Genomic DNA, 22,876 nt, shown 5'->3' with positions numbered 1-22,876 from the left:
GTCACGTCCCGCCCTCGGTACGGGTACGGGCCGGCCCTGCGGCCCGTACCGCCGGGGCCGTCAGACGGGCTGCCCGCGGCCGGAGTTGAGGGCGGCGGCGGTGGTGACGGCACGCCACGCCTGGTAGCGGGCGGCCTCCAGGTCGACGTCGCCGGGCGGGCCCTGACCCGGACCGGGGGCGGGGCCGAACGGGTTGGCGGAGCCGTGCGGGGCGGGGTCGGTGCAGCCGGGCGGCACGATGATGCCGCCCCAGTGGTAGAAGACGTTGCCCAGCGTCAGCAGGGTGGAGCCCGGCCCGCCGTGGGCGGTGTCGGCGGCGGTGAAGGCCGAGTACACCTTGTCGGCGAGCCCGCCGGCGAACACCAGCGGGCCGGTGGTGTCGATGAACGCCTTCAACTGGGCGGAGACGTGCCCGAACCGGGTCGGGGTGCCGAACAGCACCACGTCGGCCCAGTCCAGGTCGCCGACCACGGCCTCGGGCACGTCGGCGGTGGCGCCGCGGTGCCGTGCCCAGTCGGGTCTCGCCTCTATCGCCGCCTCCGGCGCCGTCTCGGGCACTTGCCTCAGCCGCACCTGCGCCCCCGCCTTCTCCGCGCCCTCGACGGCGGCGAGGGCGAGGCTGTGCACGGTGCCGGTGGCGCTGTAGTAGATGACGGCCGCCTTGACGGGGGCCGCGGATTCCATGGTGGGCATCTCACTCCGCGGTCTGGCTCGGGAAGGTTCACGACGGGGCGCGCGCGTTCCTGCGCGCGCCCTGCCACTAAGACGAGTCGGCCGCCGCAAACGTGATACGCCGCGGTCGGACCTCACATTCCGGCGCCCCGTTTCGTCGTACGGGGGAGAGCTGTCACGCGACCGAGGGAGCACCGGCACCATGACCACACCGTCCGCGCCGCAGCCCGCCCGCCTCGACCCGGGGCCCGCCGGGATCGCGAGCGAGCGGCGCCGGCTGACGAACCTCGCCTACCGGCTGCTCGGGTCCCTGGCCGACGCCGAGGACGTGGTGCAGGAGACGTACGCCCGCTGGTACGCGATGTCCGCGGAGCGGCGCGCGGCCGTCGTCTCCCCGGCCGGCTGGCTGACGAAGGTCGCCGGCCGGGTCTGCCTGGACCTGCTCGGCTCGGCGCGGGCGCGGCGGGAGCGGTACGTGGGCGAGTGGCTGCCGGAGCCGCTGCCGGACCGCGGGGAGCTGTTCGGCGGCCGGGCGGGCGCGGCGGTGGACGACGCGGCGGATCCGGCGGACCGGGTGACGCTGGACGAGTCGGTGCACATGGCGTTCCTCGTGGTGCTGGAGTCGATGACCCCGGCGGAGCGGGTGGCGTTCGTCCTGCACGACGTGTTCCGCTATCCGTTCCCGGAGGTGTCCGAGATCGTCGGCAGGTCGCCGGCGGCGTGCCGGCAGCTCGCGTCGTCGGCCCGCCGCCGGGTCCGCACCGCGCGCACTCCGGCGTCGGCGGAGCACCACGCCGGGCTGGTACGGGAGTTCCGCCGGGCCTGGGCGGCGAAGGACATCGGTGCCCTGGTGGGGCTGCTGGACCCGGGCGCGACGTCCACCCCGGACAGCGGCGGGGTCGTGCCGGCGGCGCTGCGGCCGATCGTCGGCGGCGAGGAGATCGCGCGGGCGTTCGCCGGAGTGGTGGGGCGCGCCCCCGGGCTGGAGCTGCTGGAGCGTACGGTCAACGGGCAACTCGGCGTGGTGGCGCGGGTGGACGGGGTCACGGTGACGGTGCTCGCGTTCGACGTGGAGGACGAGAGGATCACGCACATCTGGGCGATGCGCAACCCGGAGAAGCTCCGCGCCTGGACGGCGGCCTGAGCGGCGCCGCGGCCGGCGGCCCGTACATCCGCTCACACCACCCGCTTCAGGGCGCGTTCGCGGCGGGCCGCCACCTTCGAGCCGGACTCGCGGCGGGCCGTCCGGCGCAGCACCAGCGGCGCCAGCGCCAGGCCCAGCACGGCCCACGCGCCGAGCACGCCGGCCGTCTCGGCGTGCCGCCAGGAGTCGCCGATCTCCACGGCCACCGCGGCGTCGGGCAGCATCGCGGCCCGCATGCCGAGCCCGAGCCAGTAGAGGGGGAAGACCTGCGCGGTCCACTGGAGCCACTCCGGCAGCGCGGTGATCGGGTAGAAGATGCCGGAGATCCCGATCAGCGCCAGCACCGGGAGCTGGATGAGACCCTGGGCGCGGGCGTCGCCGAACGCCGAGCCCAGCACCGCCCCGACGGGCAGGGTCGCCACCATCCCGAGCGCCGCGATCCACAGCAGATGGACCCAGGCGCCGGCGTCGAGGTGCAGGCCGTCGACGAGGAGGAGCGCGGGGACGAGGAAGAGCGCGAGGTCGGCGAGGAGGCCGCCGGCGACGGTGACGACCTTGCCGACGAGGTAGCCGCCCATGCCGTTCGGGGTGGCCTTGGCGCGCAGCAGGGTGCCGTCCTCCCGTTCGGCGGTGAGCAGTTGGCTCATGGTGACCATGCCGAAGGACACGTTCATGCCGAGGATGCCGGGGAGGGTCAGCGCGCCGAGCATGAAGCCGGTGGAGTCGAACTCCCGCCCGCGCAGGAACCACAGGACGGCGAGCATGAGCAGCGGCCAGAACAGGTGGCTGAACAGTTCGGCACCGTTGGTGAACGACTGCCGCAGCTCGATCGCGCCGCGCCGCAGCCCGGCACGCAGGACGCAGACGTTCACCGGACGGCACCTTCGGCCGGACCGCCGGACCGGGTCGCCGGACCGCCCGTACCGCCCGGACCGCCCGGACCGCCCCGACCGCCCGGGCCGGACGCCGGACCGCCCGCCGCGACTTCCGCCGCGTGGACGAGTGCGAGGTAGGTCTGCTCCAGCGACGCGCGGTGGACCTCCAGTTCGGCGATCTCCGCGCCGTGGCGGGCGAAGAGATCGCGGACGAAGGCGGTGGAGTCGTCGGTGGCGTGGACGCGGGGCCGGCCGCGGTGGCGCCAGCGGACGCGGTCGGCGCCCGCGATGCGCCGGGCCAGCTCCGCGGGGGTGCCGTCGGCGATGACGCGGCCGGCGTCGAGGATGACGATGCGGTCGGCGAGCCGCTCGGCCTCGTGCAGGTCGTGGGTGGTGACCAGGACGGTGGTGCCGGCGGTGCGCAGGCCGTCGACGAGGTCGTGGAAGCCGCGCCGGGCCTGCGGGTCGAAGCCGGTCGTCGGCTCGTCGAGGAAGAGCAGGTCGGGGCGGCCGACGATGCCGATGGCGACGTCGAGGCGGCGGCGCTGGCCGCCGGAGAGGGTACGGATCTTCTGCCCGCCCTGCCCCCCGAGCCCGACGGCGTCGGTGAGTTCGCCGGCGTCCCAGGGGGTGCGGCCGAGGCAGGCGTAGTACGAGCCGAGGTGGGCGAGCAGTTCGCGGACCCGCCACTTGCCGTGGTCGCGCCAGGACTGGAGCACGACGCCGACGCGGGCGCGCCACCGCTCGTCGCCGTGCGCGGGGTCGGTGCCCAGGACGGTGACGTCGCCGGCGGAGCGGGTGCGGAAGCCTTCGAGTATCTCGATCGCGGTGGTCTTGCCGGCGCCGTTGGGGCCGAGGAGTGCCACCGTCTCGCCGTGCCCGACGCGCAGGTCCACGCGGTGGAGTACGTCGGCGGTGCCGTAGCGCATGCGCAGGCCCGCGACCGACACGGCCGCGTCGCCGCTCACAGCTCCTCCCGTACCCGCGCGGCGAGGGCGGCCCGGTCGACGCCCGCGAGGTCCAGCGCGCGGGGCACGGTGCCGACCTCGGCCTGGAGGAGCGCGTGGAGCAGGTGGAAGGGCGTGAGGTCCTTCTTGCGGTGGGCGCCGGCCATCCGATCGAGGGCGAGCTTGAGCGAGGCGCCGAACTGCGGGCGGCGGCCGGGGTCGGGGGTGGCGCGCAGGGCGAAGGCGGGTGTGACGCCGGCGGCGCCGAGGCTGTGCGCGAACTCCCGGTCGAGGGCGGCCTTCAGCTCCGCGCGGCCGAGGCCGGCGGCGGCCAGCACGCGCTGCGGCCCGGTGCCGTCCTGGGCGGCCACCGCGAGCAGCGCGTGCCGCGCCTCCATGGCCGCGGAGCCGTCGTCGCGGGCCTCGTCCTGTGCGGCGAGGAGCACCGCCTGGAGGTACGTGTCGAACGCGCTCATCCCCGCCTCCTCAGCGTCACGCCGGCGGCGATGAGCCGCTTGGCGTGCTTCTTGTGCACCGCCTGGCGGGTGACGCCGAGCGCCTCGGCGACCTGCGGCCAGCTCCAGCCGGTGCGCATCGCCTCTTCCACGGCGGCGTCCTCCAGCCGGTCGGCGAGGCGGCGCAGGGCCGCGACCGCCGCCAGGGCGTCTGCCGGATCGTCGTCTGCCATGGAAGCAACCTAGGTTGACTAACGGGGAATAGTCAACCGTAGTTGCCTATCAGGAGGCGAGGGCGGGGGCCGTGCGCAGCGAGTCCGCGCGGTCGGCGGCGAGGTCGGCGGCCAGGTCGCGGGCCGCCGCGCCCTTGCCGTTGCGCTGCTCGGACTCGCTGATCTTCTCGGAGTGCTTCAGGTGGTCGCGTACCAGACGCAGCAGCAGCCGGTCGAAGGCGGCGCCCTCGGCCTTCTTCGCCTGCGCCATGTGCTCGGCCGTGACCATGCCGGGCATGGCGTGGCCCTCGTGCACGTTGGTCTCCGGCAGGCCCATGCGGTCGCGCAGCCGGCGCAGTTCGGTGACGTCGGCGCGGTGGCCGGCCGCCACGCCCGCGGCCCAGGCGGCGAGCTTCGGGTCGGCCCCGCGGGACGGGGCGAGTTCGAGGAGCGGCAGCGCCTGTTCGGTCATCGGCAGCGCGAGCTGCACCCAGCCGGAGTCGACGGGGCTGAACCCGGCCGGGCCGGCCGTGGAGCCGGCCGGCGTACGAGCGGCGGACGCGGCCGGCTTCCGGGCGGAGGACGGGGACCCGGAGTCGGCGCAGCCGGCCAGGGGGACGAGGACGGCGGCGGTGAGCAGGAGGGCGGTGAGCAGGAGGGCGGTGAGCGGGGAGGCGGCCCGCGGGCGCGCTTTCATCAGGGCGTCCTTCGGGGAGAGGCCCCCGGGGGCGGCTCGGCGAGCCGGCCGCCCCCGGGGGGTGGGGGGATCGTTGCTCAGGGAGTGCCGTCGGCACCGCACTTGATGATGGGGTTGATGCAGTCGCGTACCCGCTGGGCCAGCTCGTCCTCGGGCCACACGTTGAAGAAGTCACCGTGCATCGTGTAGCCGCGGCCGGAGGCCAGCGAGAGTTGCGCGGGCGGGCTGTTCGTCGGGTACCTCAGCACCTGGCGGAGCTTCGGTACGGGCACCGGGTGGGTGGAGGGGCACTGGCCGCCGACCGGGAAGGCCATGTGGCTCTTGTGGTCGGCCGAGTCCAGGTCGACGCCGTTCCAGCACTGCGGGAAGTCGAGGTACGACTCCAGCATCGAGCCGTCGGGACAGTCGACGAACTCCTTGCCCGGCGGCACCTCGCCGTGGTGCAGGCAGGACCAGCGGGCGCTGGAGTTGTCGTCGGGACCGGTCGCCTTGGAGTAGCCCGCGATGATGCGCAGGCCCCGCGGGAAGGGCTGGATGTTGGCGATGACGTCGTCGCGCACGCCCTCGCCGAGGTAGTAGAACGTGGTGCCGGTGGGCTCGACCTCACGGGTGCCGTCGTACAGCGTCGGCACCCAGTACGAGGACAGGTCGGAGACCGGGTCGCACGTCGTCCGGCCGCCTTCGAGGCTCCCCAGGTCGGAGTGGGCGTCGGTGGAGTCGTTGCCGAAGAAGCTGTGCATGTGGGAGGCGCCCGGCATGCCGGGCAGCACGATCGGGTCGTCGGGCTTGCGGTGGCTGTACGGGCACTCGGCGAGGAACTCCGCGACGCGGACGACGTCCGCGGCCGCGGCCGGCGCGGCCCGGTCGGCGGCGCGGCCGAAGACGTCGAGGCCGGCCAGGTCGAGGTCCTGCTGCCGGGCCCGGTCGGTCGCCAGGACGCGCAGATGGCGGCCGATGCCGGACACGTCGTAGGCCTGCTCGCCGCCGGTGGCACCGGTGACCCGGCGGATCGTGACCCACCGCTCACCGTCGGCGGAGGTCTGGAACTGGAAGTCGTCGACCGGGTCGCCGCTCCAGTCGAGGGCGACCCGGTCGACCTCGGTGAGGCCGCCGAGGTCGGCGCGGGTGGAGTCCTGCGCACTCGCCAGCGGCTGCGGGCCCGCCGGCTCCGCGCCCTGGGCGCGGTCGAAGGTCAGCGTGGCGAACAGCACCAGGACCGCGAAGACGGCTAAAACCAAGGGCCGTCGTCTGGGCCGGGCGGCGTACGCCTGGCTGTGGGGGGATGAGGACACGACTCTCCTTCAAGAGGTGATCGGATTCCGACACGGCTGAGAGAGCGCTCCAACCGGGAAAGTAGAAGCGGGGTCGGGATGCTGTCAAGGCTCGCCGCACACCCGGTCGTCTTCACACCCCTTGAACTCATCGCGTACGTGCCAACTTCCGCGCCCCGCACCGTCGTTCCCGCCGCGCCACCCCCAACCAAGCGCACCAAAACGGGACTTACGGCCCCGTCGCCGTCACTGGTGCGTGCGCACCCCCTTGACGGCGCGTTCCCATGGGCGTAAACCAACTCAGGCGTGAGAGAGCGCTCTCTTTCACTCAATCATTCATTCCTTGAAGCCTGATCGAAGAGCCGACCAGCGCACCATCCGCCCCACCGGGTGCCACCCGCACCAGAGCCGACGACTCAGGAGTGTCAACGATGCGCACACCCCCCACCGGAGACTCGCCCGCGCGGCCCACCAGCTCCGGTCCGTCGCGCCGCAGCCTGCTGGCCGCCGCGGCGGCGGCAGCCGCGGTGCCGGCCACCGGACTGGCGGTCTCGCAGGCGACCGCGGCCCCGCAGCGGTCCGCGGCCCGGCCGCTGGCCGACCCGGACCTCGGCCCCAACGTGATCTTCTTCGACCCGTCCTCCCCCGACATCCAGGGCCGGCTGGACCAGATCTTCCGCCAGCAGGAGTCGGCGCAGTTCGGCAGCGGCCGCTACGCGCTGCTCTTCAAGCCCGGCACGTACAACGGCCTCAACGCCCAGCTCGGCTTCTACACCTCCATCATCGGCCTCGGCCTGTCCCCCGACGACACGCACATCAACGGGGACGTGACCGTGGACGCCGGCTGGTTCCAGGGCAACGCCACCCAGAACTTCTGGCGCTCCGCCGAGAACCTGTCGCTCAGCCCGGTCAACGGCACCAACCGTTTCGCCGTCTCCCAGGCGGCGCCGTTCCGCCGCATGCACGTGCGCGGCAACCTCAACCTCGCCCCCGACGGCTACGGCTGGGCCAGCGGCGGCTACATCGCCGACAGCCGCATCGACGGCACCGTGCAGCCGTACTCGCAGCAGCAGTGGTACACCCGCGACAGCAGCATCGGCGGCTGGCTCAACGGCGTGTGGAACATGGTCTTCTCCGGCGTCGAGGGTGCCCCCGGGCAGTCCTTCCCCGACCCGCCCTACACCACCCTGGACACCACGCCGATCTCCCGCGAGAAGCCGTTCCTCTACGTCGCCGGCGCCGAGTACCGGGTCTTCCTGCCCGCGCTGCGCCGCAACGCGCGCGGCACCACCTGGGGCGGCGGCAACCCGCAGGGCCAGTCGCTGCCGCTGTCCGACTTCCACATCGTCAAGCAGGGCGCCACCGCCGCGAGCATCAACGCCGCCCTCCGGCAGGGCAAGCACCTGCTGCTCACCCCCGGGATCTACCACGTCGACGCACCGATCGTGATCGACCGGGCGAACACCGTGGTCCTGGGCATCGGCTACCCCACGATCATCCCGGACGGCGGCGTCAGCGCCATGACCGTCGCCGACGTCGACGGGGTGCGGCTCGCCGGCTTCCTGCTGGACGCCGGGCCGCAGAACTCCGACGTGCTGCTGGAGGTGGGCCCGGACGGCTCCTCCGCGGACCACGCGGCCAACCCGACCACGCTCCAGGACGTGTTCATCCGCATCGGCGGCGCGGGCCCCGGCAAGGCGACCACCAGCATGGTGATCAACAGCCGGCACGTGGTCGTCGACCACACCTGGATCTGGCGCGCGGACCACGGCGACGGCGTCGGCTGGGACACCAACCGGTGCGACTACGGCGTGGTCGTCAACGGCGACGACGTGCTGACGACCGGGTTCTTCGTGGAGCACTTCAACAAGTACGACGTGCAGTGGAACGGCGAGCGCGGACGCACGATCTTCTTCCAGAACGAGAAGGCGTACGACGCACCGAACCAGGCGGCCATCCAGAACGGCAGCCTGCGCGGCTACGCCGCGTACAAGGTCGCCGACAGCGTCAGCCAGCACGAGGGCTGGGGCATGGGCAGCTACTGCTACTACAACGTCGCCCCGAGCATCGTGCAGGAGCACGGCTTCGCCACACCGACCGGCTCCGGGATCAAGTTCCACAACATCATGGTGGTCTCGCTCGGCGGCCAGGGGCAGTACGCCCACGTCATCAACAACCACGGCGCTCCGACCTCGGGTACGTCGACGATCCCCTCCAAGGTCGTCTCGTACCCCTGAGCCGCACCGGCGGGTGCGCAAGCCCCGCCCCCGGTCAAGCGGACGCCGGGGGCGGGGCGGGGGGTCCTTCGGACCCGGGGCTCAGGCCGAATCGCGTACGACCAGGGTGGGGCGGAAGACCACCGAGGGCGGCACGGCGCCGGGCTCCCTGATCTGCCGCAGCAGCAGCCGCGCCATCTCGGAGGCCATGTCCTCCACCGGCTGCCGCACGGTGGTCAGGGCCGGCTCGGACGCCTCGGCGGCCTCGCTGTCGTCGAACCCGACGACGCCCACGTCCTCAGGCACCCGGCGGCCCGCGCGCAGCAGCACCGGCACGGCGCCGAGCGCCATCAGGTCGGAGGCGACGAACACGCCGTCCAGGCCGGGGTGTTCGGCCAGCAGCCGGCGCATCGCCTCAGCGCCGCCGGTCCGGGTGAAGTCGCCCTCCGCCCACGGCAGCCCGGCCACGCCGAGGGCGGCGAGCGCGGCACGGAACGACTCCAGCCGCTCCTGCGCGGCCGGCATGTCCTGCGGGCCCGCCACCGTGCAGATCAGCCGGCGGCCCTGGGCCACCAGGCGCTCGGCGGCCAACTGGGCGCCGGCGCGCTGGTCGACCTCGACGTACGGCAGCGCCGCGGCGGGGCCGGGCCGGCCGGCCAGCACGGTGGGCAGCGCGGTCTCGGAGAGCATCCGGGGCAGCGGGTCGTTCGGGTGGGAGGAGATGAGGACGACGCCGTCGACGTGTCCCTGGCGCAGGTACGTGAGCACCTGCCGGCGCGACGCCTCGTCGTCGGCGACCATGAGCACGGTCTGCATGCCGGCCGGGCGCAGCACCTGGAGCAGCCCGCTGACGACGCGGCCGAAGTGCGGGTCGGTGAACATCCGGCCGATGAACGGGGCGGCGACGTGGCGCTGCTCGCGCTCGGAGACCACCAGGGCCACGGAGTCGGTGCGCCGGGTCACCAGGGAGCGGGCGGCCCGGTTCGGCGCGTAGCTGGTGGCGGTGATCGCCTCCTCCACCTTGCGGCGCAGCGCGGCGTCGACGGTGGGCGAGCCGTTGATGACCCGGGAGGCCGTGGCCCGGGACACCCCCGCGACCCGGGCCACGTCCTCCAGGGTGGCGGGGCGGCCGGGCCGCGCAGCTTCTGTTGCCATGCAGCCTTTATACCGCCCCGCCGAAGGAGGCGAGAGAGCGCTCCCCCACTCGACCATCGCACGCAGAAAGACCTCTTGACGGACCGCTGACCGCCCGTCACCCTCACCGGTGAGAGAGCGCTCTCTGCGGCTCGCGAACCACGCAGCACCATGCCACGCAACGCAGCCCCCACCTGAGGAGAGCCACGATGCACTCCCCCACCCGCAGACGCACCCCGCTCGCCCTGCTGGCGCCGGCCGTCGCCCTCGCGCTGCTGAGCGGCTTCGCCGGCCCCGCCGGCGCCGGCCACGCCGCCGTGCCGGACGAGCCGCGCACCGCCGCCGCGGCGGCGGCCTGGAACGACGACCGCGCCGCCGCGGCGTACGCGGCGAACCCCGCCGCCGTCACCGCCTCCGGCACCACCGGCGGCAGCCCCGGCGCCGCCTTCGACGGCAACGCCGGCACCGGCTGGACCAGCAACGCGGCCGACGGCGCCTGGATCGCCGTCGACCTCGGCGCCACGATCCGCGTGCACCGCGCCGTACTCGACTGGGACGACACCGCGTTCGGCAAGCGGTACGCCGTGGAGGTCTCCGCCGACGGCACGAACTGGAAGCCGTTCTACACCGAGACCGCCGGCGCCGCCGGCGCCGTCACCGCGCACACCTACCCGCAGGACGTCACCGGCCGCCACATCCGCGTCCGCGGCATCGAGCGCGCCGCCGGCGCCTACCGGCTCGACAGCCTCCAGATATTCGGCGGCGAGCCCGCCCCCGCATCCACCCAGCGCACCAACCTCGCGCTCAACCACCCCGTCTACGCCAACCGCTACCAGCACGCCGGCAACGCCCCGTCCTTCGCCACCGACGGCGGCTGGCCCGCGGACCTGCGCGGCGACAGCAGCCGCTGGGCCAGCGACTGGCACCAGAACCGCTGGCTCGCCGTCGACCTCGGCGCCACCTCCACCATCCAGAGCCTCGACCTGTACTGGGAGGCCGCCTACGCCGTCGACTACGAGGTCCAGGTCTCCGACGACAACCGGAACTGGCGCACCGTCCACCGGCCCTCCGCCCAGGAGATCGGGCAGCGCCGCGCGAACGTCAAGCCCCCGGGCGAGGCCGCCGGCATCCGCGACACGATCACCCTCGGCTCCCCCGCCACCGGCCGCTACGTCCGCATCCTGGGCAAGGAGCGCCGCTCCTTCCACAACCCGGCCCCGCACACCGCGCAGTTCGGCTACTCGCTCTACGAGGTGCAGGTCTGGGGCACCGGCGGCAGCGCCCAGGCCGCCTACCCGGCGCTGCCGGGCGAGCAGGGCGGCGCGTACCAGACGACGTTCTTCGACGACTTCACCGGCGCGGGGCTGGACCGCTCGAAGTGGCGGGTGGTGCGCACCGGACAGGAGATGGGTTCGGTCAACGGCGAGGCGCAGGCGTACGTCGACAGCCCGAACAACATCCGCACCGAGAACGGCGTCCTGGAGCTGGAGGCCAGGTACTGCAAGGGCTGCACGCAGGCCGGCGGCGGCACGTACGACTTCACCTCCGGGCGTATCGACACCTACACCAAGCACGACTTCACCTACGGCAAGGTGAGCGCCCGGATCCGGGTGCCCGACGGCGAGGGCTTCTGGCCCGCGTTCTGGCTGCTCGGCAGCGATGTCGACAACCCGGACGTCTCCTGGCCCAACTCCGGCGAAACCGACATCCTGGAGAACATCGGCTACCCGACCTGGACCAGCTCCGCCCTGCACGGCCCCGGCTACTCGGGCGCCGGCAACATCGGCGCCAGCCAGACGTTCCCCAACGGCGGCCGGGCCGACCAGTGGCACAACTACGCGGTGGAGTGGACGCCGACCACGATGCGGTTCTACGTCGACGACCGGCTGGTGCAGGAGACGACCCGCAACAAGCTGGAGTCCACCCGCGGCCAGTGGGTCTTCGACCACAACCAGTACGTCATCCTCAACCTGGCCCTCGGCGGCGCCTACCCGGCGGGCTGGAACAAGGTGACCCAGCCCTACTGGGGGCTGCCGCAGTCCAGCGTCGACAGGATCGCGCGCGGCGGCGTGCAGGCCGAGATCGACTGGGTACGGGTCGAACAGAAGCGCTGACCTGCCCGCGGGGGGACCGTGGCGGCCCCGGGTGCCCGACGGCGCCCGGGGCCGTCACCACGTCGCTCTGCCACGGGACTTGCGCGAGCGCGCCCGCGACGCCACGCTACCCGCCTGCGGACCCGGGGGACCGCCCGCCGCCTCCGGGCGGCGGATGCAGCATCATGGGGTGAAGTGGGCAGCCGAGACGACAGGGCACGATGGGCGAGATGATGCAACCCGGCGATTTCATGATGGCCACCAGGAGCCGCGGCTACGCGCCGCAGCAGGTCGACCGCGTCGTCGGCGACCTGCTCGCGGAACGGGAGGCCGCCCTGCGCCACGCCAGAGAGCTGGAAGCGCAGGTGGAGGCGAGCGGGCGGCATCTGGCCGGGCTGCTCGAACAGGCCGCGGCGCTGGGCACGCAGACGTACGAGTCGCTCGGCGAGACCGCGCGCAAGCTCTACCTGGACGCCAGGGCCGAGGCGGACCGTATCCTCGCCCGGGCCGCCGAGGAGTCCCGGGAGCTGAAGGAGGCCGCCCGTGCCGCCGCCACCGAGCGCGGCAAGGAGTCGGAGCGGCACGCCGAGCGCATACGGGCCGACGCCGAGCAGCGGGCGCGGCAGCGGATCAAGCAGGCGCACGAGACGGCGGGGCAGCTCCTCGCCGAGTCGCAGCGGCAGGCGGACGCCACCCGCGAGGACGCCCGCCAGCGCGCGCAGCAGGTGACGCTGGAGGCCGCCGCGCACATCGGCGCACAGCAGGCGGCGCAGGCCGAGCGCGAGGGGAAGGTCTCCGGCGAGGCGGGGTCGCGGCTGAAGGAGCTGGAGGACGCGCTGGGCGCGGCGGAGCGGCAGGCCGAGGCCGTGCGCTCGGAGTACCTGCGGCGACGCGACGGCAACGCGAAGTACGCGACCGGGCTGCTGCGGGAGGCGGAGCTGAAGGCGGCGGACCTGCGCGACCGGGCCTGGCAGGCGGCGGAGCGGATCGAGATCCGGGCGGCGGTGGAGCAGGAACGCTACGCCAGGCGCGTCGAGGAGGCGCGTTCGCGGCTGGCGGAGGCGCAGCAGGCGGTGGTCGCGATCGCGGACCCGGCCCGGCGGCGCCAAGGTCTGCCTCAGCAGGCCCAACAGGCCCAGGAGCCCAAGCAGCCCCAGCAGCCGCAGCAGTCCGTGCCGCAGCAGCCGCAGCACCGCCCGCAGCCCGTGCCGCCGCCTCCGTCGCAGCAGCCCGGGCACCGGCAGCCGGGGCAGTAGGCGGACCGCTTCGGGACCGGCGTGGGGGCGGCCTCCCGCCTGACGACGTGGGGACGGGGCCGCCCCTCCGCACGCCGGTGAACCGGTCGGCTAGGAGAAGTCGCAGCCGGGGTTGGGCGCGTCCTGCGACAGGGGTGCGCCGTGCGGCAGGACGTACAGCACGTCCAGAACGACGGGTGTGGTGCCGAGATTGCGCCCGGTGTGCACGTACTGGGGGCCGGCAGGTTCGGACAGCGAACCTCCCGCCCGGTGGACACCGTCGGCCTTGCACGTCGAGTCGTAGTGGCTGAGCGTTCCCTTCTCGACGAACCCGTACAGGGTGCCGTCGTGGAAGTGCCAACCCGTGCTCTGGCCGGCGGGGATGGTGACCTGGCGCAGGATGTAGTCCCTGCCGCCCACCGTCGCCTGCCAAATGATCTTGCCTGTCACGCCGGGGCCGCCGGGTGTCGCCTCGGCCGAGACGGCGCCCGCCAGTGTCGCCGCCGCCGCCACGGCCGCGACCATTCCGACTCGCATGCGCTTGTTCATGCCGATTCCCCTCTTTCCGGGCGTTCAGGGCATCTTCGCAGAGTCGAACTCCGGTGGTGACTCACCGCTCGGGCACGAGCACCCCGGGGTTGAGGATCCCGGCCGGGTCGAGCGCGGACTTCGCGGCGGTGAGCGCGGCGGCGAACGGGTCCGGGCGCTGCCGGTCGTACCACGGCCGGTGGTCGCGGCCGACGGCGTGGTGGTGCGTGATCGTGCCGCCGTGCGCCGCGATCGCCTCCGAGACCGCCGCCTTGATGTCGTCCCACTGCGCGACGGTGCTGCCCCAGCGGCCGGGCGCGACGACGCCGAAGTACGGCGCCGGGCCGTCCGGGTAGACGTGCGTGAAGCGGCAGGTGACGACGCCCGCTCCCCCGGTGGCCGCGCGGACGGCGCGGTGGGCGGCGTCGGTGACGGCGTGGTGGAGCGCGCCGAAGGCGTCCCAGGTGCAGGCGGTCTCGAAGGTCTCGACGATCATGCCGTGGCGGGCGAGGGCGTCGCGCTGGTACGGCATCCGCAGGAACGCCGACCGCCAGGCCGCTCCGGCGCCGCCGTCCCGCGCCGACTCCGCCGACTCCCCCGGCTCCCCGGCGCCGCGCCCGCCGCCCGTCTCCGTAGCGCCGCCGGATTCCTCCCGTGCGCCCGGCTCCGCCGGTCCGTCCGGCCGGCCGCCGTGGTCGCGGCACAGCTCCAGTGCCCGCGCGAGCCGGTCGGCCACCGGGTGGTCCGCGGACTCGAAGCCCAGCACGAGCACGCCGCCGCCGACGCTCACCCCCGCGTTGACCAGGGCCTCGGCCGGGTCGAGCAGCCGGCAGTTCGCCGGGTGCAGCCCGCTCTGCGCGACCGCGCGGGCCGCCGCCACCGCCGCGGCGAAGTCCGCGAAGCGCACCGACGCCCGGGCGCGCCACCGGGGCCGCTCCTGGAGCCGCAGCCACGCCTCGGTGATCACCCCGAGCACGCCCTCGCTGCCGAGGAACAGCCGGTCGGGCGACGGGCCCGCGCCGGAGCCCGGCAGCCGCCGGGACTCGCCGGTGCCGGCCGGGGAGACCACCCGCAGCGCCTGGACGAGGTCGTCGATGTGCGTGTGGAGGGTGGCGTAGTGGCCGCCGGCGCGGGTGGCCAGCCAGCCGCCGAGCGTGGAGAACTCGAAGGACTGCGGGAAGTGCCGCAGCGTCAGGCCGTGCGGGCGCAGTTGCTCCTCCAGCCGCGGCCCGTACACGCCCGCCTGGATACGGGCCGCGCGGCTCGTCGCGTCGACCTCCAGCACCGCGTCCAGCCGCCCGAGGTCGAGGGTGACCGCCGCGCGCCCGTCCGCGAGGCGCGGCTCGATGCCGCCGACCACCGAACTGCCGCCGCCGTAGGGGATCACGGCGATGCCCGCGCGGGTGCACCAGTCGAGCAGGTCGGCGACGTCGCGCTCGTGGCGCGGCCGGGCGACGAGGTCCGGAGGGTGGCGCAGGTCGCCGTGCAGGTTGCGTACGACGTCGCGGAACGCCTTGCCGTGCGTGTGCGCGGCGCGGTCGGCCGGGTCGGCGGAGCACAGGCCGGCCAGTGCGGCCGGCGGCTCGACACGGGGCGGGCGCAGCGCGAGGGAGGCGACGGGCGGCGGCGCGTGGTCGGCCGGCTCGGCGGTCGACAGCAGCCGCACCCGGTCGAGCAGCGCGTCGAGTTCGGCGCCGCGCACGGCGTCCTCGGCATTTCCCCAGCCCCACCAGGACCGCGTCATACGCGCCCTCCTTTCCCGCTTCCCCTGCCCGCCGCGTGCGGGGCCGAATCCGACCCCATCTTGGCCGGAAATCCCCCTACACGATCACCCCTTCAGGCGTCTCCGCGGTCTTGACAGCGGTCGGCTCACGGCGGGCCGCATAGCCTCAAACGACGATCGACGGCCGGGGGGCGGGGCGTTGACAGTGTGGGGCATGGTGCAGTGACAGCACCGTGCCATCTGAGAGGGATGACGTGACGCACTTCCGACACGACAGCGACTCCGCGTTCACGGATTCGCTGCTGTACGGCATGATGGCCGTCGACACGTGGTCCGGTCCCCACTCGGTCGCTGCGCCCGCCACCGGGCCGGCGGCCTCTGATCCGGAGGCCACGATGCCGCAATCCGATGCCCTGACGCAGGCGCGCGCGCTCTTCACCGGACCGGACGGATCGGTGCGGTTACTGGGGGCGGCCAGCGGCGGCCCCTGGCACGGACCGGACGTCGTCGCGCCCGCCGGAAGCTGCCGGCCCGGCACCCCGATCGGAGTGGCCCACCGGGCGTCCGCCGACCGGCTGGACGCGGCGTACGCGGGCGCGGATGGTTCGATTCAGGTCATGTGGTCCCGGCGGGGCGGGGGCTGGCAGGCGCCCGCGGCGCTCACGCCGCCGGGGACCTGCACGCCCGGCGCCGCGGTCACGCTCGCGCACCAGCGGACGCGGGACCAGTCGGACGTGCTGTTCACCGGAGCCGACGGCTCGGTGCAGGTGATGTGGGCGGGCGGCAGCGGCCCGTGGACCGGGCCCGCGGTCCTCGCCCCGCCCGGCATCTGCGCACCGGGCACGCCGGTCGGGCTCGGCCGCCGGGGGGCGGCCGAGCGGCTGGAGGCGGTGTACGCGGGCGCGGACGGCTCCGTACAGGCGCTGTGGGCGGACGTCGACCACCCGTGGCAGGGGCCCGCCGTCCTCGCCCCGCCCGGCACCTGCGCACCGGGCACGGCGGTGACGCTCGCGCACCGCGACGACGCCGACCGGCTGAGCGCGCTGTTCACCGGCGCGGACGGCTCGGTGCTGGTCATGCGGGCCGACGCGGGCGGCCCGTGGACCGGGCCGGAGGTCGTCGCGCCCGCGGGCAACTGCGCGCCGGGCGCGCCGCTGACGCTCGCGTACGACACGCCCGCGCACCGGCTCGACGCGGTGGTCGCCGGGGTCGACGGCTCGGTGCTGGTGCTCTCGGTGGCCGGCGAGGCGGGCTGGCGCGGGCCGGTGACCGCCGCGCCGCCGGGCACGTGTGCGCCGGAGACGGCGATCGGCCTCGTCCACCGGGCGGCGCCGCACCGGCTCGACGCGGTGTTCTGCGGCGCGGACGGCACGGTGTACGCGATGTGGGAGCTGCGGGGCGGAGGCTGGCGCGAGCCGCTGGAGGTCGCGGCGCCGGAGTCGGCGGCGCCCGGGTCGGCCGTCGCGCTGACCCGCCGGAGGCCGGCGCCCGGCACGTAGGGCCCGGCCGCCGGCGCCACCGGCCCGCCGGCGGCCGGACGCCCCCGGCGGCTTCGCCAGGCACATTGCACCGCGTACACCATGAACTCCCGCATACGGGGCACCAAGCCTCCTCGGTAATCTGCTAATTCGCATTACCACTGCCGCAACACCCTTGACGGCCTTCCGCGAGCGGTTCTAGGTTCCTCGCACAGCAGTCAGGCAATACGCATTAGCTACCCACTGTGAAGGCCCAACTTCCATGCCAGAAGCCCCCGGCAGGCTCACCCAGCGCGACATAGCCCGGCTCGCCGGCGTCAGTCAGACCACGGTCTCCCTCGTGCTCAACGACCGCCCCGACGCCGCCCGGATCGCCCCCGAGACCCGCGAGCGCGTGCTGCGGGTGATCCGCGAGACCGGCTACGCCGCCGACCCCGTGGCCCGCCGGCTGACCAAGCAGCTCAACCAGATCCTCGGGGTCTTCACCTACGAGCCCGTCTTCCCCAGCACCAGCGCCGACTTCTACCACCCCTTCCTGCGCGGCATCGAGGAGAGCGCCGAGCGCAGCGGCTGCGACCTGCTGCTGTTCACCTCCGCGCCGGTGACCGGCGGCCGGCGGCGCATCTTCCACGAGAACAACCGGCTGCGGGTGGCCGACGGCTGCGTGCTGCTCGGCCGCGAGATCCCGCACGAGGAGCTGAGCCGGCTGGTCGCCGAGGACTACCCGTTCGTCTGCGTGGGCCGCCGCGACGACGCCGACGGCGGGCCCGTGCCGTACATCGGCGCCGACTACGTCACCGCCACCGCCCGGCTGGTGGAGCGGGTGCGGGCGCTGGGGCACCGGCGGCTGGCGTTCGCCGGGCCGGGCGCGGGGGCGGAGTCCTCCACCGACCGGCTCACCGGCTTCCGGCAGGTGGCCGGCCCCGACGCGCCGCATCTGGCGGTGCCGGGGCGGCCGGCCGCGGAGGTGCTGGAGCGGCTGCTCGACGACGGGGTGACGGCGGTGTTCGTGGAGTTCCTCCACGACGCCGTCGAGCTGTACGAGGCGGCGGCGGCCCGCGGTCTGGACGTACCGCGGGACCTGTCGATGCTGGCGCTGGGCGACCCCACCGCCCCGGTGGACCCGCCGGTGGACTTCACCGGCTTCCGGCTGCGCCGCACCGAGATGGGCCGGCAGGCCGTCGACCTGCTCACCGGCATGCTGCACGGCCGGGCCGAGCACACCCGCCGGCTGCTGGACTGCCACCTCGTCGAGGGCGTCACGCTCGCCGCCCCCGCCCGCTGACCGGGCCGCCCGCGTCCCGTACGCCCCACCACGCCCCACCTGCGAACCAGCACCCCCAAGGAGACCCATGCACGCGGACGTCCTCGTCGTCGGCGGCGGCACCGGAGGCGTCGCCGCGGCGCTCGGCGCGCTGCGCGCCGGCCGCTCGGTGATCCTCACCGAGGAGTACGACTGGCTGGGCGGCCAGCTCACCAGCCAGGCCGTGCCCCCCGACGAGCACACCTGGATCGAGCAGTTCGGCGCCACCGCCTCGTACCGGGCGCTGCGCGACGGCATCCGCGACTACTACCGCCGCCACTACCCCCTCACGGCCGCCGCCCGCGCCAAGCCGGACCTCAACCCCGGCGCCGGGCACGTCAGCCGGCTCTGCCACGAGCCGCGGGTGGCCGTCGCGGTGATCGACGGGCTGCTGGCCCCGTACCGCGGCGCCGGCCGGCTGACCGTGCTCCAGCCCTACCGCCCGGTGGCGGCGGAGACCGACGGCGACCGCGTCACCGCCGTGACCGTCGAGCGCCCCGGCGGCGGCGAGCCGCTGGTGCTCACCGCGCCGTACGTGCTGGACGCCACCGAGACCGGCGAGCTGCTCCCGCTGACCGGCACCGAGTACGTCACCGGCTTCGAGTCCGGCGCGGAGACCGGCGAGCCCAGCGCCCCCGACGAGGCCCAGCCGCTGAACATGCAGGCCGTGTCGTACTGCTTCGCGGTCGACCACGTCGACGGCGACCACACCATCGACCGCCCCGACTCCTACGGCTTCTGGCGCGACTACGAGCCGGAGTTCTGGGGCGCCCCGCTGCTGTCCTGGCGGGCCCCGCACCCGCGGACGCTGGAGCTGGTCGAGCGCGAGTTCACCCCGAACCCGGGCGACGACCCGCTCGCCGTCGTCGCCGACCAGCGGCGCAGCGGCGGGGACCGGAACCTGTGGACGTTCCGCCGGATCGCCGCCCGCGACCAGTTCGCGCCCGGCGCGTACGCCAGCGACGTCACGCTCGTCAACTGGCCGATGATCGACTACTTCGAAGCCCCGGTCGTCGACGTGCCCGACGCCGCGGCGCGGCTGGCGGAGGCCCGGGGGCTGTCGCTGTCGCTGCTGTACTGGATGCAGACCGAGGCCCCGCGCCCCGACGGCGGCACCGGCTTCCCCGGGCTGCGGCTGCGCGGCGACGTCACCGGCGGCGGCGCGGACGGGCTGGCGATGGCCCCGTACATCCGCGAGTCGCGGCGCATCCGGGCCGAGTACACCGTCGTGGAGCAGGACCTGTCGCTCGACGCGCGCGGCGGCAAGGGCGCGGTGAGCTACGCCGACTCCGCCGGCATCGGCATGTACCGCATCGACCTGCACCCCTCCACCGGCCGCGACACCTACATCGACGTGCCGTCCAGCCCGTTCGAGATCCCCCTCGGCGCGCTGCTCCCGCGGCGGACGGAGAACCTGCTGCCCGCCGGCAAGAACATCGGCACCACCCACATCACCAACGGCTGCTACCGGCTGCATCCCGTCGAGTGGAACATCGGCGAGGCCGCCGGGCTGCTCGCGGCCCACTGCGTCGAGCACGGCCTCACCCCCCGTGCCGTACGCAACACCCCCCGCCTGCTCCAGGACTTCCAGCGCACCCTGACCGCCCACGGCGTCGAGCTGCGCTGGCCCGACATCAGCGGTTACTGACCGCCGAGGCCACGACCGACCCGACATCCGAGGAGGCGCCCGTATGTCTTCGCCAGCACGTTCCAGCACCCGGCCCCGCAGAGGAACACCCGTCCGCGGAAAGCCCGTCGCGCTCGCCGCCGCCGGCCTGCTCGCGCTCACCGCGTGCGGCGGCTCCGACGGCGGCTCCGGCTCCGACGGCGGTCCGGTCACGCTGCGCATGACCATCTGGACCGGCAACGAGGAGCATCTGAAGCTGCTGAACGGCATCGCCGCCGACTACCGCAAGCAGCACCCGGACGTGAAGGAGATCAAGTTCGACACCCTGCCGGTGGAGAGCTACACCACCGCGCTGACCACCCAGATAGCCGGCGGCAAGGCCCCGGACCTGGCCTGGATCTTCGAGAACTCGGCCCCCGACTTCGTCGCCTCCGGCGCGCTCGCCGAGATCGAGGACGACAAGGACGTGCTGCCGGCGGCGAAGAAGCTGTGGCAGCACGAGGGCAAGCTCTACGCCTACCCCTTCTCCACCTCCCCGTTCGGCGTCTTCGTCAACACCGACATGATCGAGGAGGCGGGGCAGCCCACGCCGGCCGAGCTGATCGAGCAGGGCAGGTGGACCTGGGAGGAGGTCGCCGAGGTCGGCGGCGCGGTGCGGGACGAGACCGGCGAGGCCGGCATGGTCATCCGCGACTTCGACTACAAGATGTGGGACAACCTGGCCACCGTCTGGGACGGCTGGGGCGCCGAGCCCTGGAGCGCGGACGGCAGGACCTGCGCGTTCGACGCGCCGGAGATGACCGGGGCGATGACGTTCCTGCACGACGCGGTCTTCGCCGACGAGGCGATGCCCGCGCCCGGCACCACCGCCGACTTCTTCGCCGGCGAGGCCGCGATGACCGTCACGCAGATCAGCCGGGCCTCGCTGCTGGACGACAGCTTCGGCTGGGACTTCGTGCCGCTGCCCAAGGGGCCCGCGGGCTCGTACGACGTGATCGGGCAGGCCGGCCTCGGGGTGCTCGGCAACGGCGACCACGTCGACGAGGCCGTCGACTTCCTCGCGTTCATGACCAACGAGAAGAACTCCGCCGCCCTCGGCCGCTACTTCCCGCAGGCCCGCAGCTCCCAGCTCGACGCCGACACCCTCGCCAAGAGCAACCCGCAGCTCAAGCCCGCGCAGCTCGAAGAGGTCGTCATCGGCGGCATCGAGAACGGGAAGGTCAAGCCCACCCACACCAACCAGGCCGAGCTGTTCGACGCCGTACGCGCCGCGCTCGACCCGCTGTGGAAGCCGGACGCCGACGTGGCCAAGACCCTCGAAGACGTCTGCTCGGCGATCCAGCCGCAACTGGAGAAGTGACGGCGCTCCCATGGCGACCCTGGAACGCGCCCGGGCCAAAGCCGCTGCCCCGCGCCCGCGCGGGGACGGCTCCCGGCGGCCCTTCTGGACCGCCCGCCGCCGGGACCGACTGGCCGGCTACCTGTTCATCGCCCCGCAGTTGGCGGGCACCGTCCTGTTCGTCCTGATCCCGCTCGGCCTGGTCTTCTGGTACAGCTTCCACGAGTGGAACGTGCTGGCCGGCAGCTTCCACGGGGTGGGCGCGGACAACTACCGGGCGCTGGCCGACGACCCCAAGCTGCCGGGCGTGCTGCGCGCCACCGCCTTCTTCTCCGTCGGCCTGGTGGTGCTGAACCTGAGCCTGGCGCTGGCGCTGGCGGTGCTGCTGAACCAGAAGCTGCGCGGCAGCATCGTCTTCCGCACCCTGTTCTTCTCGCCCGTGGTGGTCTCGCTGGTCGCCTGGACGATCGTGTGGGGGTTCCTGCTCCAGAAGAACGGCGGCATCAACGCCGGGCTCGACCTCGTCGGCGTCGAGGGACCCAACTGGCTGCGCGGCGAGACCTCGTCGATGATCTCGGTGATCGTGGTCCAGGTCTTCAAGAACGTGGGCCTGAACATGGTCCTGTTCCTGGCCGCGCTCCAGGGCGTGCCGCGGGAGCTGTACGAGGCCGCCACGGTGGACGGCGCCGGACGCGGGCGGCAGTTCCTGCGGATCACGGTGCCGCTGATCAGCCCGACGATCCTGCTGACCTCGATCATCACGGTCGTCGGCTCGCTCCAGGTGTTCGCCCAGATCGCGGTGCTCACCCAGGGCGGCCCCGGCAACTCCACCACCGTCCTCGTCTACTACCTCTACCAGCAGGCGTTCGAGTTCCACCACTTCGGCTACGGCGCGACGCTCTCCGTGCTGCTCTTCCTCATCGTGCTCGTGCTGACCGTCGTGCAGTGGCAGATGCGCAAGAAGTGGGTCTTCCATGAGTCATAAGCTGCCCCGGCGCGCCCGGCTCGTGCTCTACGGGGTGCTGCTGGTGCTCCTCGTCCCCTTCGTCTTCCCGACGTGGTGGATGGCGACCTCGTCGCTGAAGCCGGCGAGCGAGATCTTCGCCTTCCCGCCGTCGCTGCTGCCGGGCGACCCGGGGTTCGGCGCGTACGAGCGGGTCTTCGACCTCCAGCCGTTCGCGCAGCAGTACTGGAACAGCATGTACATCGCGGTGGTGGTGACCGCCGGCACCCTGGCGGTGTCGTCGATGGCCGGCTACGCCTTCGCGCGCATCCGCTTCCCCGGCCAGAACGCGCTGTTCCTGGTGGTGCTCACCGGCCTGCTGATCCCCAGCGAGGTCACCATCGTGCCGCTGTTCCAGATGTTCAACGACTGGGGGATGACGGACACGCACTGGCCGCTGGTCCTGGTGCCGGTCCTGGGCGCGCCGAGCGTGCTGGCGACGTTCATCATGCGGCAGTTCTTCATCACGCTGCCGGCCGAGCTGGAGGAGGCGGCGCGGGTGGACGGCCTGGGCCGCTTCGCGATCTACTGGCGCATCGCGCTGCCGCTGGCGCGGCCGGCGCTGGCGGCGGTGGGCATCTTCACGTTCCTGCATAGCTGGAACCTGTATCTGGAGCCGATCGTGTACCTCTCCACGCCGGAGAAGTTCACGCTGCCGCAGGCGCTGACCCAGTTCACCGACTCCTACGGCGGCCCCATGTGGGACGTGCAGCTCGCCGCCGCGTCGCTGACCGCGCTGCCGGTGCTGGCCGTCTTCGTCTTCGCGCAGCGCCAGTTCGTGGAGGGCCTCGCGCACACGGGTCTGAAGTGACCGCCTTCCCTGCCGCTGGGCCCCCGGCGAGGCGTCCCGCCCCGGCCCCGGGCAGGCCCGGGCCGCGGGCCGGGGCGTTTCCCGCGCGCAGCCCGTAGGCTCGAAGGCGACAG

At 73.8% G+C, this 22,876-nt stretch carries 20 protein-coding genes; 10 read left to right on the top strand and 10 right to left on the bottom strand.

Annotated features, from left to right (window positions below):
• Positions 1-60 precede the first annotated feature (60 nt).
• A complete protein-coding gene (locus tag QBL21_RS14155) occupies positions 61-684 on the bottom strand; it encodes a flavodoxin family protein (protein WP_407566419.1) in 624 nt (207 codons plus the stop codon).
• 190 nt (positions 685-874) lie between these two features.
• Between QBL21_RS14155 and sigJ the strand changes: the two genes are divergently transcribed.
• On the top strand, positions 875-1,816 hold the full coding sequence (gene sigJ, locus QBL21_RS14150; RefSeq protein ID WP_407562524.1) for an RNA polymerase sigma factor SigJ: 942 nt from the start codon (positions 875-877) through the stop codon (positions 1,814-1,816).
• 32 nt (positions 1,817-1,848) lie between these two features.
• Here sigJ and QBL21_RS14145 read toward each other — a convergent pair whose 3' ends face one another.
• The 6 genes from QBL21_RS14145 to QBL21_RS14120 form a co-directional block, all read right to left on the bottom strand.
• Positions 1,849-2,688: an ABC transporter permease gene (locus QBL21_RS14145; protein WP_407562523.1), complete on the bottom strand. Its 840-nt coding sequence runs from the start codon at positions 2,686-2,688 to the stop codon at positions 1,849-1,851.
• Positions 2,685-3,659 (bottom strand): ABC transporter ATP-binding protein, encoded by a 975-nt coding sequence (locus QBL21_RS14140; protein ID WP_407562522.1) that lies wholly within the window; start codon positions 3,657-3,659, stop codon positions 2,685-2,687. Before QBL21_RS14140 ends, QBL21_RS14145 begins: the two co-directional genes overlap by 4 nt.
• The gene (locus QBL21_RS14135) at positions 3,656-4,114 is read right to left on the bottom strand and encodes a Clp protease N-terminal domain-containing protein (protein ID WP_407562521.1); all 459 of its coding nucleotides are present in this window, start codon (positions 4,112-4,114) and stop codon (positions 3,656-3,658) included. Before QBL21_RS14135 ends, QBL21_RS14140 begins: the two co-directional genes overlap by 4 nt.
• A complete protein-coding gene (locus QBL21_RS14130) occupies positions 4,111-4,326 on the bottom strand; it encodes a hypothetical protein (RefSeq protein ID WP_347577372.1) in 216 nt (71 codons plus the stop codon). The genes QBL21_RS14135 and QBL21_RS14130 overlap by 4 nt, the downstream gene beginning before the upstream one ends.
• Positions 4,327-4,375: 49 nt before the next feature.
• Entirely contained in the window at positions 4,376-5,002 is a 627-nt protein-coding gene (locus QBL21_RS14125) for a DUF305 domain-containing protein (protein ID WP_407562520.1), read from the bottom strand.
• Positions 5,003-5,079: 77 nt separating this feature from the next.
• Positions 5,080-6,240, bottom strand: coding sequence for a DUF1996 domain-containing protein (locus QBL21_RS14120; RefSeq protein ID WP_407562519.1), 1,161 nt, complete (start codon positions 6,238-6,240; stop codon positions 5,080-5,082).
• Between the two features lie 464 nt (positions 6,241-6,704).
• On the opposite strand from QBL21_RS14120, the gene QBL21_RS14115 reads away from it, so the two are divergent.
• Positions 6,705-8,510 carry a coagulation factor 5/8 type domain-containing protein gene (locus QBL21_RS14115; RefSeq protein ID WP_407562518.1) on the top strand — a complete coding sequence of 602 codons (1,806 nt, stop codon included), beginning with the start codon at positions 6,705-6,707 and terminating at the stop codon, positions 8,508-8,510.
• Between the two features lie 81 nt (positions 8,511-8,591).
• On the opposite strand, the gene QBL21_RS14110 is transcribed toward QBL21_RS14115, so the two are convergent.
• On the bottom strand, positions 8,592-9,644 hold the full coding sequence (locus QBL21_RS14110; RefSeq protein WP_407562517.1) for a LacI family DNA-binding transcriptional regulator: 1,053 nt from the start codon (positions 9,642-9,644) through the stop codon (positions 8,592-8,594).
• Between the two features lie 188 nt (positions 9,645-9,832).
• On the opposite strand from QBL21_RS14110, the gene QBL21_RS14105 reads away from it, so the two are divergent.
• Both QBL21_RS14105 and QBL21_RS14100 read left to right on the top strand, forming a co-directional pair.
• Positions 9,833-11,737 (top strand): discoidin domain-containing protein, encoded by a 1,905-nt coding sequence (locus tag QBL21_RS14105; RefSeq protein WP_407562516.1) that lies wholly within the window; start codon positions 9,833-9,835, stop codon positions 11,735-11,737.
• 209 nt (positions 11,738-11,946) lie between these two features.
• Positions 11,947-12,972, top strand: coding sequence for a hypothetical protein (locus QBL21_RS14100; RefSeq protein WP_407562515.1), 1,026 nt, complete (start codon positions 11,947-11,949; stop codon positions 12,970-12,972).
• 90 nt (positions 12,973-13,062) lie between these two features.
• On the opposite strand, the gene QBL21_RS14095 is transcribed toward QBL21_RS14100, so the two are convergent.
• Both QBL21_RS14095 and QBL21_RS14090 read right to left on the bottom strand, forming a co-directional pair.
• Positions 13,063-13,500 (bottom strand): cupin domain-containing protein, encoded by a 438-nt coding sequence (locus QBL21_RS14095; RefSeq protein WP_407562514.1) that lies wholly within the window; start codon positions 13,498-13,500, stop codon positions 13,063-13,065.
• 61 nt (positions 13,501-13,561) lie between these two features.
• The gene (locus tag QBL21_RS14090) at positions 13,562-15,223 is read right to left on the bottom strand and encodes an FAD-binding oxidoreductase (RefSeq protein WP_407562513.1); all 1,662 of its coding nucleotides are present in this window, start codon (positions 15,221-15,223) and stop codon (positions 13,562-13,564) included.
• A gap of 233 nt (positions 15,224-15,456) precedes the next feature.
• On the opposite strand from QBL21_RS14090, the gene QBL21_RS14085 reads away from it, so the two are divergent.
• The 6 genes from QBL21_RS14085 (at position 15,457) to QBL21_RS14060 (ending at position 22,763) form a co-directional block, all read left to right on the top strand.
• A complete protein-coding gene (locus QBL21_RS14085; RefSeq protein WP_407562512.1) occupies positions 15,457-16,701 on the top strand; it encodes a hypothetical protein in 1,245 nt (414 codons plus the stop codon).
• A 241-nt stretch (positions 16,702-16,942) separates the two neighbouring features.
• Positions 16,943-17,965 (top strand): LacI family DNA-binding transcriptional regulator, encoded by a 1,023-nt coding sequence (locus tag QBL21_RS14080; protein ID WP_407562511.1) that lies wholly within the window; start codon positions 16,943-16,945, stop codon positions 17,963-17,965.
• A gap of 67 nt (positions 17,966-18,032) precedes the next feature.
• Positions 18,033-19,631, top strand: coding sequence for an FAD-dependent oxidoreductase (locus tag QBL21_RS14075; protein ID WP_407562510.1), 1,599 nt, complete (start codon positions 18,033-18,035; stop codon positions 19,629-19,631).
• Between the two features lie 43 nt (positions 19,632-19,674).
• Positions 19,675-20,970: an ABC transporter substrate-binding protein gene (locus QBL21_RS14070; protein ID WP_407562509.1), complete on the top strand. Its 1,296-nt coding sequence runs from the start codon at positions 19,675-19,677 to the stop codon at positions 20,968-20,970.
• 10 nt (positions 20,971-20,980) lie between these two features.
• Complete coding sequence (locus QBL21_RS14065) at positions 20,981-21,934, top strand: carbohydrate ABC transporter permease (protein ID WP_407562508.1); 954 nt, start codon at positions 20,981-20,983, stop codon at positions 21,932-21,934.
• A complete protein-coding gene (locus tag QBL21_RS14060; RefSeq protein ID WP_407562507.1) occupies positions 21,924-22,763 on the top strand; it encodes a carbohydrate ABC transporter permease in 840 nt (279 codons plus the stop codon). The genes QBL21_RS14065 and QBL21_RS14060 overlap by 11 nt, the downstream gene beginning before the upstream one ends.
• The last annotated feature ends 113 nt before the right edge of the window (positions 22,764-22,876 follow it).

Source organism: Streptomyces sp. 184, assembly GCF_045781775.1.
In the GTDB taxonomy this organism is placed as follows: Bacteria; Actinomycetota; Actinomycetes; order Streptomycetales; family Streptomycetaceae; genus Streptomyces.
The sequence above is the reverse complement of the archived record's forward strand: the minus strand, read 5'-3'. Positions and strand labels throughout refer to the sequence as shown.

Coding starts and splice junctions, on each gene's coding strand:
- QBL21_RS14080 (WP_407562511.1), top strand. CDS start 16,943: ATGCCAGAAGCCCCCGGCAGGCTCACCCAGCGCGACATAGCCCGGCTC.
- QBL21_RS14070 (WP_407562509.1), top strand. CDS start 19,675: ATGTCTTCGCCAGCACGTTCCAGCACCCGGCCCCGCAGAGGAACACCC.
- sigJ (WP_407562524.1), top strand. CDS start 875: ATGACCACACCGTCCGCGCCGCAGCCCGCCCGCCTCGACCCGGGGCCC.
- QBL21_RS14095 (WP_407562514.1), bottom strand. CDS start 13,500: ATGAACAAGCGCATGCGAGTCGGAATGGTCGCGGCCGTGGCGGCGGCG.
- QBL21_RS14105 (WP_407562516.1), top strand. CDS start 9,833: ATGCACTCCCCCACCCGCAGACGCACCCCGCTCGCCCTGCTGGCGCCG.
- QBL21_RS14065 (WP_407562508.1), top strand. CDS start 20,981: ATGGCGACCCTGGAACGCGCCCGGGCCAAAGCCGCTGCCCCGCGCCCG.
- QBL21_RS14100 (WP_407562515.1), top strand. CDS start 11,947: ATGATGCAACCCGGCGATTTCATGATGGCCACCAGGAGCCGCGGCTAC.
- QBL21_RS14155 (WP_407566419.1), bottom strand. CDS start 684: ATGGAATCCGCGGCCCCCGTCAAGGCGGCCGTCATCTACTACAGCGCC.
- QBL21_RS14060 (WP_407562507.1), top strand. CDS start 21,924: ATGAGTCATAAGCTGCCCCGGCGCGCCCGGCTCGTGCTCTACGGGGTG.
- QBL21_RS14115 (WP_407562518.1), top strand. CDS start 6,705: ATGCGCACACCCCCCACCGGAGACTCGCCCGCGCGGCCCACCAGCTCC.
- QBL21_RS14110 (WP_407562517.1), bottom strand. CDS start 9,644: ATGGCAACAGAAGCTGCGCGGCCCGGCCGCCCCGCCACCCTGGAGGAC.
- QBL21_RS14135 (WP_407562521.1), bottom strand. CDS start 4,114: ATGAGCGCGTTCGACACGTACCTCCAGGCGGTGCTCCTCGCCGCACAG.
- QBL21_RS14090 (WP_407562513.1), bottom strand. CDS start 15,223: ATGACGCGGTCCTGGTGGGGCTGGGGAAATGCCGAGGACGCCGTGCGC.
- QBL21_RS14075 (WP_407562510.1), top strand. CDS start 18,033: ATGCACGCGGACGTCCTCGTCGTCGGCGGCGGCACCGGAGGCGTCGCC.
- QBL21_RS14125 (WP_407562520.1), bottom strand. CDS start 5,002: ATGAAAGCGCGCCCGCGGGCCGCCTCCCCGCTCACCGCCCTCCTGCTC.
- QBL21_RS14130 (WP_347577372.1), bottom strand. CDS start 4,326: ATGGCAGACGACGATCCGGCAGACGCCCTGGCGGCGGTCGCGGCCCTG.